Source organism: Chitinophaga sp. ARDCPP14, from assembly GCF_051362515.1.
Classification (GTDB): domain Bacteria; phylum Bacteroidota; class Bacteroidia; order Chitinophagales; family Chitinophagaceae; genus Chitinophaga.
Map to the genome: position 1 here is coordinate 336,586 of NZ_JBKIXB010000008.1, position 15,464 is coordinate 352,049.

The 15,464-nt window shown below is 46.1% G+C and carries 12 protein-coding genes; 7 read left to right on the plus strand and 5 right to left on the minus strand.

Translation table 11 applies throughout. From position 1 onward, the window contains the following. The first annotated feature begins 54 nt into the window (after positions 1 to 54). From ACLHR0_RS22525 to ACLHR0_RS22555, 7 genes are all read left to right on the plus strand, one after another. Positions 55 to 2,055: a family 43 glycosylhydrolase gene (locus tag ACLHR0_RS22525; RefSeq protein WP_436489691.1), complete on the plus strand. Its 2,001-nt coding sequence runs from the start codon at positions 55 to 57 to the stop codon at positions 2,053 to 2,055. 42 nt (positions 2,056 to 2,097) lie between these two features. Continuing rightward, positions 2,098 to 3,183 carry a glycoside hydrolase family 43 protein gene (locus ACLHR0_RS22530; RefSeq protein WP_436489692.1) on the plus strand — a complete coding sequence of 362 codons (1,086 nt, stop codon included), beginning with the start codon at positions 2,098 to 2,100 and terminating at the stop codon, positions 3,181 to 3,183. A gap of 18 nt (positions 3,184 to 3,201) precedes the next feature. Beyond that, positions 3,202 to 4,317 (plus strand): endo-1,4-beta-xylanase, encoded by a 1,116-nt coding sequence (locus ACLHR0_RS22535; RefSeq protein WP_436489694.1) that lies wholly within the window; start codon positions 3,202 to 3,204, stop codon positions 4,315 to 4,317. 388 nt (positions 4,318 to 4,705) lie between these two features. Beyond that, positions 4,706 to 5,563 carry a helix-turn-helix domain-containing protein gene (locus ACLHR0_RS22540; RefSeq protein WP_436489696.1) on the plus strand — a complete coding sequence of 286 codons (858 nt, stop codon included), beginning with the start codon at positions 4,706 to 4,708 and terminating at the stop codon, positions 5,561 to 5,563. An 82-nt stretch (positions 5,564 to 5,645) separates the two neighbouring features. Next, positions 5,646 to 6,176: a YbhB/YbcL family Raf kinase inhibitor-like protein gene (locus ACLHR0_RS22545; protein WP_436489697.1), complete on the plus strand. Its 531-nt coding sequence runs from the start codon at positions 5,646 to 5,648 to the stop codon at positions 6,174 to 6,176. A 32-nt stretch (positions 6,177 to 6,208) separates the two neighbouring features. Continuing rightward, complete coding sequence (locus ACLHR0_RS22550; RefSeq protein WP_436489699.1) at positions 6,209 to 6,706, plus strand: DinB family protein; 498 nt, start codon at positions 6,209 to 6,211, stop codon at positions 6,704 to 6,706. A 55-nt stretch (positions 6,707 to 6,761) separates the two neighbouring features. Next, a complete protein-coding gene (locus ACLHR0_RS22555) occupies positions 6,762 to 7,172 on the plus strand; it encodes a VOC family protein (RefSeq protein ID WP_436489701.1) in 411 nt (136 codons plus the stop codon). Between the two features lie 118 nt (positions 7,173 to 7,290). On the opposite strand, the gene ACLHR0_RS22560 is transcribed toward ACLHR0_RS22555, so the two are convergent. The 5 genes from ACLHR0_RS22560 to ACLHR0_RS22580 all read right to left on the minus strand — a co-directional run bounded on the left by ACLHR0_RS22560 (position 7,291) and on the right by ACLHR0_RS22580 (position 15,336). Continuing rightward, a complete protein-coding gene (locus ACLHR0_RS22560; RefSeq protein ID WP_436489703.1) occupies positions 7,291 to 8,466 on the minus strand; it encodes an IPT/TIG domain-containing protein in 1,176 nt (391 codons plus the stop codon). Between the two features lie 16 nt (positions 8,467 to 8,482). Then, the gene (locus ACLHR0_RS22565; protein ID WP_436489705.1) at positions 8,483 to 9,223 is read right to left on the minus strand and encodes a DUF4397 domain-containing protein; all 741 of its coding nucleotides are present in this window, start codon (positions 9,221 to 9,223) and stop codon (positions 8,483 to 8,485) included. Positions 9,224 to 9,250: 27 nt separating this feature from the next. Next, entirely contained in the window at positions 9,251 to 10,963 is a 1,713-nt protein-coding gene (locus ACLHR0_RS22570) for a hypothetical protein (RefSeq protein WP_436489707.1), read from the minus strand. 20 nt (positions 10,964 to 10,983) lie between these two features. Continuing rightward, on the minus strand, positions 10,984 to 14,175 hold the full coding sequence (locus tag ACLHR0_RS22575) for a TonB-dependent receptor domain-containing protein (RefSeq protein WP_436489709.1): 3,192 nt from the start codon (positions 14,173 to 14,175) through the stop codon (positions 10,984 to 10,986). A 150-nt stretch (positions 14,176 to 14,325) separates the two neighbouring features. After that, on the minus strand, positions 14,326 to 15,336 hold the full coding sequence (locus ACLHR0_RS22580) for a FecR family protein (protein ID WP_436489711.1): 1,011 nt from the start codon (positions 15,334 to 15,336) through the stop codon (positions 14,326 to 14,328). Between the last annotated feature and the right edge of the window lie 128 nt (positions 15,337 to 15,464).

The window sequence follows — 15,464 nt, forward strand, 5'->3', positions numbered from 1 at the left end:
CTAAATGTCTAGTGTGGACAAAACGGCAGCCGGTGATAGTATAATTTTTTGAAGATGCTTATAGATCTAACCGCGAAAGGTTTGAAAAGATTCCTCGTTATGGCCCTCTTGTTTACAGGTACCGCTCTCCAGGCGCAGCAGTCTGATAATGGAGACGGTACCTTTACAAATCCGATTATCTGGGCTGATTTTCCGGACAATGACGTGATCCGTGTGGGAGATACCTATTACATGGTAACTACTACCATGTATTTTTTCCCGGGTGTTCCTGTGCTGAAGTCGAAAGACCTGGTGAACTGGGAGTATGCTTCCAATGCGGTGGAGCGGTTTAAACAACATCCCTTCTACGATCTAAACGGCGGTAACCGGTATGGGAAGGGCCAGTGGGCCAGCAGTATCCGTTATCACAATGGAAAATTTCACATCCTCTTTCTTACGCTGAATGAAGGCGGCTTTTTATGCACAGCCCCTAAAGCCGAAGGTCCCTGGGAGATACGAAAGCTGGCAAGACCTTATTACGATGCAGGCCTTTTTTTCGATGACGACGGGCGCACTTATATCGCGCATGGTTATAACAAAATATCAGTCACAGAAGTAGATTCCAGCCTGGCCCCAATTAGCAGGGACAGTGTGGTGTTTGACAAGGTGCAGAGACCCGGGCTGGAGGGATCGCATGTTTACAAGATAAACGGGTACTACTATATCTATGCTACTTATGGTGGTGGGGATGGTTATCAATGTTGTCTCCGGTCAAAAAATATTTTTGGTCCCTATGAAGAGAAGATTGTGTTAAAGGACGATATGAACCTTCATGGCAGGGGTGTTCACCAGGGGGCATTGATTGAAACGCAGAAAGGGGAATGGTGGAGTGTGATTTTCCAGGACAGGGGAGGCGTAGGAAGAGTGCCCACGCTGCAGCCGGTTCAGTGGGTAGATGGCTGGCCCATGGTAGGAAAAGATGGCCGGGCAGTGGTTACCTATGCCAAGCCCAATACAGGTACTCTTTCACCCGTGCGGGTGCTGCCTACCAGCGACGAATTTAATACAGATAAGCCAGCCATTCAGTGGGCCTGGAACCATAATCCAAACGACAGCGCCTGGTCGCTCACCGCGCGAAAAGGTTATCTGCGGCTGATTACCAGCGGTATTGTAACCAACCTTCCGCAGGCGCGGAATTCCCTGGCCCAACGGATCTTTGGTCCCTTCTCCGATGCCACCACGGAGTTGGATGTGAGCCACATGCAGGTGGGAGATGTGGCAGGTCTTGCAGTATTACAAATCCCTCATGCACTCATTGGTGTAAAGGCAGCAGCAGGTGCAAAGTTTATTGTAATGGAAAATGCAGGGAAAACCATCGATAGTATTGCTTTAGGGAAAAGGAATGTTATCTTTTTCAAAGCGTCGGTCAATACGGTTAAAGACCAGGCTCATTTTTCTTATAGTTTTGATAACAAGGTGTTTGTTCCCATTGGCGATACGTTGAACATGAAGTTTGACCTGAAGATGTTTACCGGCAACAGGTTTACGTTGTTTAACTATGCCACCGTGCGGCCGGGCGGGTATGTGGATTTTAACTGGTTCCGGATGGATACCCGCCAGGGGCCGCCCAATCTTTTTAAAGCGGCTTCGTTTGTTCAGGCGGAAATGTATGATGAAATACACCTGGGGCATGCCACCGCCAGCAAGGATTTGGGCCATCCCGGTGATCAGGATATCTCCAATTTAACCGATGGTTCCTGGATCAGGTTTAACCAGGTGGATTTTGAGAAGGGCTACCAGCAGCTCCTGCTGCGGGTTTCTCCCGGACAGGGGCATGTTACCGTGTATGTTGACAAAGATTCCCTGAACCCTTATGCGTCCATCACGCTGCCTTCCACTACGGCTAAGGAATATAGCACCATCTCTATACCAGTTAAAAAACTGACGGGGAAACACCGGCTGACTTTTAAGTTTACGGGAGATGCGGGATCGCCGGTGAGTCTTAACTGGTTTTCTTTCACCAACGCCACACCCGGAAAGAAGGGCAACGCCGCCAGCGTTGTTCCCGGGTTATAACTGCTTATGTTGAAATTATTTTATTCACTTAAATCAAAGAAAATGTATTGTACACCGGGAAAAACATCGTTTAAGTACCTGTTGTCCGTGATAGTTATTTTTTACATGGTTGCCTGTAGTCCGCCACGTGCCGGACGTGCGATCACTGAAGGAACAACCGGAAAATATGCTTCCCGGCCACTGGTGTCTCATATCTATACTGCCGATCCATCGGCCCATTATTTTGATGGTAAAATATTTATCTATCCATCTCATGATACTGCAACAAGTACTACAGAGAATGATAATGGTGATCATTTCAGGATGGCCGACTATCGTATCCTTTCCATGGATTCCATTGGAGGAAAGGTAACAGACCATGGTGTTGCCTTGAAGGTAGAAGATGTACCGTGGGCTTCGCAGCAACTATGGGCGCCGGATGCAGCGTTTTCACAGGGAACTTACTACCTGTATTTCCCCGCAAAGGATAAGCAGGGTTTATTTAAAATAGGGGTGGCTACTTCCCCGAAGCCAGAAGGTCCATTTACGGCAGAAAAAGAGCCGCTTAAAGGAACCTATAGCATTGATCCGGCTGTATTCCGGGATGATGATGGCTCGTTTTATTTATACTTTGGAGGTATCTGGGGAGGGCAGTTGCAGAACTGGAACAACAACCGGTACGATTCTTCCGCAAAGCTGCGTAATAAAGATGAGACAGCGATTCTTCCGCGTGTGGCCAGGCTTTCGCCGGGAATGAAAAGCCTGGAAGGGGAGCCTGCAGAAATAAAAATAACAGACAGCAATGGTAACCTGTTCCTGGAAAAGGACAATGACAAACGTTTTTTTGAAGCCGCCTGGATGCATAAGTATAATGGGAAGTATTATCTCTCTTACTCAACAGGGGATACGCATAATATCGTGTATGCGATCGGGGATAATCCGTACGGACCGTTTAAATACCAGGGGGTGATACTGAAACCTGTTGATGGCTGGACCAATCATCACTCCATTATTCAGATTGGCGATAAATGGTATTTGTTTTACCACGATACGCAGCTGTCCGGTAAAACCCATTTGAGAAACGTGAAGGTAACTGAGATGAAGTATAATAGTGACGGCACTATCCAGCCTTTGAGTGCATTTAAATAAAATTGGAATAACCACTTCATGAACAATTTTCATATGAAATATACCAGCTTTGCTGCTATTACTTTGATCGTTATTTCGGTGAGCTTTTGTTGCCTCGCCTACCGTTCACAACCCGCTGCTGCTCCCGGAACGGGCGGGTTGAAGGATTACTACAAAAATTATTTTCCTATAGGCGTGGCTGTTTCCGCCCGTGCCCTGCGAACAGATGAAGCGGGATTGCTTATCAGCCAGTTTAATAGTCTCACGCCCGAAAATGCCATGAAGATGAGCGTTATCCATCCCCGTGAGCAATGGTATAACTGGAAAGACGCCGACTCCATAGCGGCATTTGCCCGTAGAAACGGCATGAAGTTGCGGGGGCATACATTAGTCTGGCACCGGCAGGCGCCGGAGTGGATCTTTAAGGATGCCAGCGGACAGCAGGTGTCTAAAGAAGTATTGCTGCAGCGGTTAAAAGATCACATTACAACAGTAGTGAAAAGGTACAAAGGCGTGGTGTACGCCTGGGATGTTGCCAACGAAGTGATAAGTGATCAGCGGGATGAAATGTACCGGAATTCGCCCTGGTACCAGATCTGCGGTGAGGAATTTATTGAGAAGGCATTTCAGTGGGCGCATGAAGCCGATCCGGAGGCGTTGTTGTTTTACAATGATTATAATGAAATTAACCCCGTAAAGCGGAAAAAAATAATGCAACTGTTGACTGGCCTGATCGCCAAAGGCGTGCCGGTGCATGGTATTGGCCTTCAGGGCCACTGGGCGATCAATGAGCCCTCCAAAGAGCAGTTGGAAAAGACTTTTGAGGATTTTCTCACCCTGAACCTGAAACTACAGGTCACTGAACTCGACATCTCTGTTTACGCAAAGGAGCACGAAATGCGGGAAAGGCAACCGGGTGACAGCGCCTTTGCTTTTACTGCTGCCAGGGAACAGCGGCAGATCGAACAATTCCGTATGTGTTTTGATGTTTTCCGGAAGTATAGTAATGCTTTAACCGGTGTGACGTTCTGGAATATATCTGACAGGTACAGCTGGCTTGATAACTTCCCTGTACGTGGCCGGAAAGACTATCCCCTTTTATTCGACAAGGATTTGCAGCCAAAGAAGGCGTTTTGGTCTGTTGTCAGGTTCTGACAACGTAGTTTCCTTTGGGTTCCGGGAATCTACCAGCAGTCGGTTATTTAGCCCGCCTGTGCCGTAGCCGTGCACTCGTCCCACCAGGCCGATAGCACGGCTACGGTGTCTTAGTACAGAAAAGCCTTACAGTTGATGTATTGAATACAGAATTAGCTTTACATTTTGGAGATTCTTTCAGCGAGCACTTTACAGTAGCAGAGCAATCTCATCCAGGATTCGCCGGGGAGATGTATTTTTGAGGTAGCCTTGGTTAAGGAACCAGGAAGTAAAAGGATGACGTGGAAATGCTTACCTGGCCTAATATGCGGTGGTATAAAGCCATAGCCGGCACGCGGCCCTCAAATCAAAAAAATGTAAATTCGCATTGTTTTATATACACCGTTTTATGAAGCAATTTATATTACCTGCCGGTCATCCTACTGCCGGTTCACAAAATACGATGGAGCAGGTGGCTGTTATGCTGTATAACCCGGATGTGGCAAATATTAATGGCAAAATTGAATTGCGGCAAAACTTATTCAGTTTCCTGCTGGAGGGCCAGAAGAGCGTTCAATACGCCGGATCACAGGTAACCATAAACCCGGATCAGTTCTTACTGCTTTCATCCGGCAATTGCCTCATGAGCGAGAAAATTGCAGCGCCTGGTGGTCGTTACAGGAGTATCCTGCTTTTTGCGGATAATAAAGTGCTGGCAGATTTCTTCCTCCGTCATCCCCAGGCCCCGGCGCAAAGAAAACAGGATGCACCTTTCCTGGTGTTTGAGAAAGATGCATTCCTGATAAACTTCATTGAGTCGCTGGGTTTTATTTTAGCTTCCGGTGTGCCTCCATCCGCGGAATTGAGGAAAGTGAAACTGGAAGAATTGCTGCTGTATTTAAGTGAGCACTATCCTGAGAAAATCCAGGGGCTCCGCAATTTCAACGATGAAACTGACAACGATTTGCTGATCCGCCACGCTATCACGGCGAACATGTATAATACGGTGACCGTTGAAGAGCTGGCCTTTCTATGTCACATGAGCCTGTCCACCTTTAAGCGTCGCTTTGCCAGAATTTATGGTACTTCGCCCAATAAATGGCTGCTTGAAAAGAGAATGCAGAAAGCGGCTCAATTGCTTAAACAAGGCGAATGCAAAGTAAGCGAGATATATTTTGAACTTGGTTACGAGAACCTGTCGAGCTTCATTCAATCATTTAAACAAGTACACGGAATAACCCCCAAGCAATTCCAGCTGTCAAATTGAACGTTTAGCAACACTTTTTGAACGTTGCACTATCTGTTGCCAGCCCTCTTCCGGGCTACCTTTGAATAAAATTCATAAAGTTATGGCAACACTAGCAACAGCTACGGCACCCGGCGGCGGCGCCCTGGCGCAGGCATTCACCCTGAAGAGCAACGAGCTTGGCGGTCAGTTAGCCCGCAAACAGTATTTCAATGGCATGGGATTCTCCGGCGAAAACCAATCACCGCAGCTTTATTGGGAGAACGCCCCGAAAGAAACGCAGGGTTTCGCAGTAACCATGCATGACCTGGACGCTCCAACCGGCAGTGGCTTCTGGCATTGGGTAGTTTTCGATATCCCGGCCGATGTGCACGAACTCCTGCCGGATGCGGGAAATCCGGCAAAGGATTTACTTCCTGAAGGCGCCGTGCAAAGCAATACGGATATGGGAACTCCCGGCTACGCAGGGGCTGCGCCTCCTGATGGCCCCGCACATCGTTATGTGATCACGGTTTATGCCCTGGACAAAAAACTGGAACTGGATAAAAGCGCCACCCCGGCGTTAGTAGGTTTCAATATACACTTCACTACCCTCGCTAAAGCCTCGCTGCTGGTATACGGACAAAAACAGTAAGCCGCATTGAGGTAAAGAGAAACATCAGGAAAATGGACAAAAAGTATTTTATAACGCTGGCAGACTACAACGTCTGGGCAGATAATATTGCTATGGGATGGCTCAATCAAATCGATGAGGAGCAATGGAACCAGGCTATCATCAGCAGTTTCAGCAGCATTCAACAAACCGCCATGCATATTGCCAGTGCTGAAAAAATCTGGGTGGACTTCTGGAGAAAGGTTCCTGATCCGGTTTATTTATCTGCCGGGTTTAAAGGCACGAAGAATGATTTAATAGAAATTTGGAGAAAGGCATCCGCCGGCCTGAGAAATTTCATAGAAGAATATCCGGAAGAAAATTATCTGCAAAAAATTTCTTTTATAAAACCGAATGGCGAAGAAGACCAGATGGAGTTTGTGCAAACATTCCCTCACATCATTAACCATTCTACGTTTCACCGGGGACAGTTAGTAACCATGCTGCGCCAGGCCGGCTTCACAAAGCTGTCTTCAACCGACTTGTTTACCTTCTATCGTTTACACTGCTGACATAGGGTTGTCACACGGCCGGAATAGCTTTGTACTAAACAAAACGAAGTACAATATGAATTTATCTTCCATCCGTATTATTACTGCCGATATTAAACGCCTGGTGCAGTTTTATGAGAGCATCACCGGAGTGCCGTTTAAATGGTATACTGATGATTTTGCCGAACTGCGAACGCCTCTTGGGGCCCTGGCTATAGGAAGTACCCGCACGTTAGCTCTTTTTGGAGGAAATGAGGTGGCTACAGCTTCGAGTAACAGGTCGGTTATCATTGAGTTTGGTGTTGACGATGTTGATGACAAATACCAGCAGTTGGCCAGTTTGCTAGGCGAACAGGTGGTGCAGCAACCAACCACAATGCCGTGGGGGAATCGCTCACTGTTATTCAGGGATCCGGATGGCAACCTGGTTAACTTCTTTACCCCGGTGACGCAGGAGGCAAAGAAAAGAAACGAAACAACAGTGTAGGGAAAGCCTTTGAACTGATGGTGATTTTCCTGGTTTTATTAAAAGGTGAAAGCTGCTCCCTGAGCGGCTTTCACCTTTTAAATTGGCACATTCAAACTATACTCACTGAAAACCGGGTCTAAAAATAGATAATTCCCAGTTCTCCGTCTGTTTCAAGAATGGTGGCATTACCTGCCTGGTGACTTCTGAGTATTTTAACGGGTGGATTTGTTTCCCCGTAGATGCCTGTCAGTTGCGCATATTTTTCGCCACCCTGTTCTATTATTGAAACGGAGTTTCCATACTCGTCGCTGTAATCATCTCCATATACCATTTTCATGGTATAGGCAGTAGGGAAAAGATCGCCTGCATGCAGGGTTTGCAGCTGGAGCTGGCGGCCTGGAATAATTGCTGTAATCAACAACGAGTTATAATTATAAGGTGTTGCCTTTATTTTATTCAAAAAGGTTTCCCGGCTGATATTATTCCTGAGATAACTGTCACTTGCCGGTAGAAAGATAGTGTAAGGCCGGTCGGTATGTGCTATATACAGCAGCACGGAATCGTAGATCCTTTTATGGACGTCGGCATAATTACCGCCAGCGAGCACGGGATAACCCCGTACGAGCGTATCCATATAAGAGAACGCAGGATCCAGGTGCAGCCAATCCTTTACGGTATTGACTGCATAGCTGGCCTGCCTGATAGGGAAAGGGACAGGAAAAGTATCTGAAGGGCCATCATAAGTATGCCATGATAAAGGTCCGGTATCTGCATTTGCAGGTAGTTTAACAAGAAAGGTATCACTGCCTCTCTTTGAAACGATTTTTAATGCTGCGTTTCCGATATAGAAGAAATTATCACTATCCTGCCTGCTGAAATTCTCCGTGTATAAAGCAATGGTATCTCCTGCAAACGCATAGCTGGGCCAGTAGCTTTTTATTAACGGGGTGGGGTTTACCGCTATTTCAGGACCATCTGCACTTTTAAATTGCTGATTATGGCTGATCGTTACCCGGATCCGGCCATTCAGCACTTTGGCCGGAATTATAATGGCGATGCTGTCTGCAGACCGGTTCAGTATAGCGCCGGGGCGCCCACCGATAAATACTTCCGTAAGCAGGCCATCCTGTATAAGCAGGTGGCCATATATCGTTAGCCGGTCTCCGGTTTGTGCAAACGTTCTGCTGACTTTATTGATCACCGGTGTTTGTATAGCCAGGTCATCTGCCGGAGGCTGATCTTTCTTACAAGCAATCAGCAAAAACATTAACACAATCCCGGGTATATGTTTAAGTAAAAAAGTTGTTTTCATTATTACGGTTGTAAGGTCAGAAATTGGTGATCGTAGAAAGGTTGATGGTTTTATTTACATTGCCATCTACCGGTTGGCGGTAGCCGCGGAGGATGACTGTATAGCATCTGCCTGCTTCCAGTGGTACCGATTTGCGGACCAGTGTTCTTTCTTCACCTGTAACATCATCCCTGTACATGATCCGGATGGCGGGCTTGGGACCGGGGGAAACGGTGGCATAGTTGCTCACACCACGGAAGGCAATGTTTTTGATCGCATCAACCGCGGTGGTATCAATCTTCATATATACTGTGCCCATATCAGGCGTCAGATGTACCAGCCTTATTTTTGCATGGTCAGGATCTGGCTGTACGTCGTCATGGGTATAGCGTATTTCATAAAACCCCAGGCTATCCAGCAGGTAAAGCGTATAATGTTGATGGTTTTCAAATTTCAGCAGGGTTTCCGAAATTTTATGCGCGTTGTCCGGCAGATTGGTGGTATCAGTAAATCCAATTTTGAAAACACCGGTATCTGTGTAAGTGTATTTGGAAAAATTGAATGCGCCCACCAGTCCATTGCCATTATCATTATAGCTACGGGGCCCATAAGGTGTATTATTCACCAGCACCATACTATTGGCGCCATAGAAATCCGGTACACCATTGTATACCATCAGGTACGCAAGGGTGGGAGAAGCTGGTAATTCATTATCCTTCTTACAGGATATCAGTAACCACCCTGTTGCCAGGACCAGGAGAAGATATTTTTTTATCATTGTTTTTTGACTTTAAATGTGTGGTTATTATTTTCCAATGACTATTTTTACAATTCTCACATCTGCTCCACAGCACACATTGTCATAACCTACATACAGATCGCCGAATTGATCAAATACGATCCTGTTTGGCCTGGCGAGTATACAATTATTGCCGGGATGTGGCTCCTGCATAAAAGCCCGCTGGGACTTATACTCCGGCGGAATAGGATTTTGCATGGGACCGCCTGCAATCACCGCGATCGTTTCCGCCCTGAGGTCCATTTTGTAAATAGTGGTGAACCCAAAAACAATATTCCCATCGAAATCGGTATCATAGGTAGTGATCGTATAGGGCAAACCTACTTCTTTGAAGGTGCCGGTCTCGTAATCACTGCGTTGTCCCTCCGGTAAGCCTACAATGGTGGAGGCCTCCCGGGTATCCAGGTTTATTTCTACAATGTTAGTGCCCCATCCGGCGCCATTACTGAGAACATAGAGTTTGCCATTGCCTGCTATTACCATGTTAGTAGCGTTATAGAAGCGTGCTTCATCACCAAATCCATCACTATGTTCCATGAGATTGATGTACAATACAGGATGGTAGGTAACGCCATCTGCGTCTTCAAAATCAAATACTTCCCTGCTAACTTTACCCATTATCGTTTTAATAGAGCCATCGGGTTTAAGCACCCGGAGCAATGTTTCCATATCCAGAAAATAGAGATTTCCATTTTTATCAAAAGTAAGCCCGTTGGGAGAAGTGATCATCGCTGAATCTGCAGGACCATCCTCCAATCCACGGTAGTTCATTACTGTATTCGAGTAATAAGCATCTATACTGCGTTTGTTATTACCGGCAAGGATGGTTACTTTACCGGTGGCGGGGTCTAAACTCTGGATCAGCGAGTAATCGGCTGGTTTTTCGTCAGGCGTTGCAGGCGCTACTGTAAACAGGTTCTTAAAGTATAATTTGCCGTCGGGCCCAGGTTTCATATCAACGGTATTGGCTGCACTGGGGCTAAAATCAGTTATTCCCAGTTTGAGTTTACTACCAGTGGTGGCAAAATAATCATCGCCTCCCCCTGCAATGGTGGTTACCATTCCGTTTTTGATCATCCGGATGCGTAGGGAGTTATCGCTCTGCTGAAAATCGATGAAGTAAAAGGTTTGGGTATTGCGATCATAGGTCAGCTGCTTCACTACGTTTACCACTGCCTGTCTGGAAGGACCGTCTTTCAGCTCAACAGGGAAAGTGTATTCGTATGCCCCGTCACTGTTTTTCAGGCTATCGGAATACGAGAAGAGGTAAGGTATTACTGTTACCTGGTTTGGAATAAGGATGTTCGGCCGTTTTACCACAAATGGAAGGGCGGGTTTTGCAAGTCCGTTCACGGAGAAGTAAATATTACCCGGACCAATGTGAGCCGCCTTGGGAACAGTGATATTAAAGGTGTCCATAGGTACCTGCACATGTTCTCCAATTGATGTTAAAAGCGTACTGTTGCCTTTACCGTGGGTGAGTACCTGGGCTTCCACGTCCGAAACGAATATTTTGACGACTGCTGCCGGATCTCCTATTTTGGCATATACCGTAATCGTTTCATCGATCTGTGCTTCCGTAATATTGACACCAGCCTTCACTACCTTAATAATGCCGGATTCGTTGTTTTGAAGATCCAGTTTTTCCCTGAATTTATTGCAGCAGCATAAGAGGAGCGGCAGCAGGAGCAGGTATACAGTGGGTGATTTTATTTGCATATGGGTACATATCATGACAATCAGAGAATAATGTTTAAAGCGAGTGAATAGTAAGGATGCTGGTAGTATCTGCGATATATAATGTCTGCCTGGTCAAAAGGGATTACCTGCCCAGGCTCAGGTGCAATACCTTTTAATTTATCAAAGTGATAGTTGTGTTTCCAGTCCTGGTAAAGCAGTACAGGCGTATTCAGCATATTCTGTACACCGGCGCCTATGCTCCACGTTTTATTGATGCGTTGCCTCCATGTCAGGTCCAGCTGATTCCTCGACTTCATCATGATGTCGGTATCCGCCCTTTTTCCCTGGTTGGCGCCCACTGCATAGATGTAGTCGGCCGCACGGTTATAGGTAATGGAAATTTTTGTGCCGAGGCCGGGGTTTTCGTAGTTGAGAGCAGCATTGATCAAATAGGGCGACTGGCCCTGCATGGGCCTGGACCTGGTGCCTTCATAGCCCACATACTGTGGCATGGAAGGCACATCTACATTGCTTTTGAACCAGGATCCATTCAGAACCACCGATAAATTCCGGAAGAAATTGCCTGAAACGAAATCCAGGTTCTTTCTTAGTTCGGCTTCTATGCCATAGACGTTAGCTTTGCCGGTATTCACATACACAAACTGGTCAAAACCTTCACTAAAGATCATCCTGAAACGTTCAATAGGCCGGTCGAGTTGTTTATAAAAGAAGCCTACATTTATCAGTTCATTACTACCGGCGCCACGGGGATACCATTCCAGTCGCAGTTCGGTGTTATGAATATTTACTGTTTTCAAATCCGGGTTACCGTTGTAGGTTTCCTGGTCCACGTAGTTAACATATTGCATAGGCGCGGCTTCCCTGAACTCGGGACGGTTCAGTGTTTTGCCATAACCGATACGGATAATCAGGGAGCTGTCTGCCTTAAAAGATGCATTCACGGAGGGCAGAATGCTGGTAAGCGGCTGATCTACAATAAGCGGATACGCAGCGAGGCCGTTTTCGTAGGATCCCAGGATACGGAAGTGGTTGTCTTCAATCCTCACGCCGCCAAATATATTAAGACGCTCCTGTAACAGGTTAATATCGGTACTGATATAGCCTGCTTTCAACGTATTGTCTGCATAGTATTGGTTATTGGGGGTTGTTTTTTCCAACCACCGGTAACCGGTTCCGTCTGTGCGGAACATGGAGGGATCAAAATAATGTTGGAGGTATTTTTCTTCAACGAGCTGACCATTTCCCATTACCTCCCCGTTGTCGCCATCATATTTTGAACCCCGGATGGCCAGGTTGGGGTCGTAGAGGTTTACACCGTTTACGATAATAAAGATCCGGTTGTTGAAATTCCTCATTCTTGACTGGTAATAGGCGCCTGCTTTAAACCCCCATACATCCGTAAGCCGGTAATTCAGGTCAGTGTTTGCCTGGTAGCTTTTTTCGGTAATGTCATTGAAAGAGCGGGATAGTGTATAGAAAGAAATCAATTCAGTGCTGAGGGCCCAGGGACTTTCTCCGGTATTGGATAGCTGCCTGTTGAATGTATAGTCGCGGTTGTCTGGCTCCTGCTTATGGATAGTGGAATAGCCTGCATTTGCTTTCAGTTCATTTCTTTTATTTTTTCCAAAAAGGTATGTTCCGGCAAATTGGCCGGAGTACAGGGTATTTTGTACATAGTAAAGATTGGTATGGCGGAATTCCTGACCCGGGTAATCATCCAGTTTGCGGTAATCTTCTACAGCAATACGCTGATTATTCACGTTGAGAAAATTATGAAGCGCCAGTGTCAGCCGGTCACTGACCTGCATTTCATTATCCTGTATTATGGAAATCCTGGCGGCATGAATACCTTGTGTGAGCTGCCCGTCATAGAATTTATATAGCGAACGTTGTTCTGAAAGTCTGTGTTCGTGGGTGTTTGAATAAGAAACGGCGCTAAGGTTTTTCAGGTATTTCCGTCCTGTTTTCCAGGCATCGTAGTAATTGAGATTCAGCCGCAGGTCCGGTAACGCCGTGTAGGTTTTATCCAGGACATAAATATTTTTGAACTGCTTTGAGTATCCGGCATTTTCTGCAGGGATAAGATGATTGAAATTTGCGGCTCTTGGTATCCCGGAGGGGAGTTTGCGCGTACCATCATCAAAACCCAGGAAATCATATTTACCGCCTGCATAAGACCAGACATTATCGAATGTAGAACCGGAACGGTACTGCGTAGAAAGCTGAAGATCCACCTGCCGGGTCATCTGGCTTTTCTTGGTATATATTTTTACAAGTCCGCCTGAAAACTCTCCAGGCAGATCAGGAGAAGGAGATTTATACACCATAATACGGTCAATTGCGTTACTACTGATCACATCATAGGAGAATGAACGGCTGTCAGCATCATTGGCAGGGGCAATTGCATCATTGAGATAGGTAAGGTTATATCTTTTGTTTAACCCACGAACGATAACAAAATTATCTTCTGAAATATTTACACCGGGCACTCTTTTTACCACTTCAGCCGCGTCACGGTCAAGTGTTCTGGCTATTTGCTCGCTGGAAATGCCGGACACTACTGATTTGGCATTGTATAGTTCCCGGATCAGCTGTGCATCTGTGGTATTGGCCACCCGTTTCCGTTTAATAGCAGTTACCACTACGGTGTTGGCAGTAGTGGATTTCACCTGTAGCTTTACATCCACCGTATTATTTCCCGCTTCTATCCGGATCATCTGGTGGGTAGTAGCATAGCCCGTATAGGTAACCGTCAGGGCGTATTTACCGGCTTGTATACTATTGATGTTGTAAAAACCTTTATCGTCACTGATGGTGATCTTGGCGGTTCCATCCAGTCGTAATGTTGCACCGGGCAAGGGCTGCGCATTTTCGAAATCAACAATTCTTCCTTTTAATATACCTTCTGCTGACGCTGTTTTTTTTTGAGGAACCGGGCTGACGGCAGCAACCTTTCTCACAGCAATATTTTTTCCGGCCACGGAAAATGCAAGACCATAATGTTCTTCCAGGTATTGTAATACTTTACCGAGGTTCGTTTTGGTAAAGTGCACGTCGCGGATGGTGATGCTGTTTAATACCGCTTTGTCTACAGAGAAAGTATAGTCCGTTTGTTTTTGTATGGATTCGAGTAACGCGGATGCGCTGATGGCGGCGGATGAATACTCAACTTTAGCTGTAAGCCCGGAGAATTTTTCCTGTGCTTGTAGCGTATAAATGGTACAACACATCAGCAGGCATAAACACCCTCGCTTTAATTGTATAGGAAGGAACTTGAATAGCAAAAGAATTTCATTTGCCTTATAGTACATAGAAAGCATACATTAATTTATTTTAAGAATAGATTATAGCGGGGATATGGCCCCGCTATTGGCGTTGGTTTAAGGCATATTGTAAACGGTGATATCCTGGCCGTGCTGTTGTATATAGCAGTTGGAGATGAAAAGTATATTATTTAAGATCTCGCTACTGCTTTCTTTCCGGAAGATGGCTGTTATCTTTTTATCTGACAGTGCTGATTGCGTTCCTTTTGCATAGTGTATAACCAGGTGATATCGTGCGGCTACTCTTTGTACCGCATCCGTGAGCGGCAGATCATTAAACACCAGTGAACCGCTTGTCCATTCTTGCGGATCATTGATTTTAATCTGCTGCCGTTTAAACGTATGGCTGCTTTTTTCGTAATCCATCACATCGCCGGGGTGAAGCCTTGTAGCCATATGATCGGCGCTGTCAGCAGATGCAACCGTAACCAGGCCACTTACCAACGACACTCTCACTGCTGCTTCATGGGGATAAGCTTCAATATTAAAGGTGGTACCCAACACACGGGTAGCCAGCTTATCTGTATACACCACAAATGGCCGGGAGGCATTTTGCGCCACATCAAAAAAAGCTTCGCCATCCAGTTTTATACTGCGCTGCCCTTTGCCGGTAAATGGCGTATAGGATAATTTACTGCCTGGCGCCAGCCACACCTTACTATTGTCAGGTAATACGGCTAGTTCGGGATTGTTATGATCATTATAAATGGTGGTCCAGGTAATGGGCGTCGTATGATTCCTGTTCGTAATAAGCCAATATGTAGTTCCTGTTACCATGAATACTACAGCAGCCGCTACGCGCAGCCAGCTTTTCCGCCATTTCTGCGAAGCACGTTCAATAGGAATAACCTGCTGCCTCCCATAAGTTTTCATTTCCAGTTGCATCAGCATACGCCGGGTAATGTCTTCGCCAATATTGCCGGCAGGCAGGTCATCCCATGATTGTTCCATAAGGGAAATGAATTCCTGATGGTCCCGTCCCGCCAGGTACTTAAGCACCTGTTGTTCTTCCTGTTGCGTGCATGTTCCGTCAAAGTATTTACTAAGCAAGGCTTTATCTATCATCATGAAGTGCATTTAAGATCTCCGCTAATAATAACACAGCACTGGCATACCAGAACCCTACCGCGAAAAGTGGAGTTAACATGGAGATAACATTGGTGAGTGGGCATGTGAATTAATCATTATCTTTTATA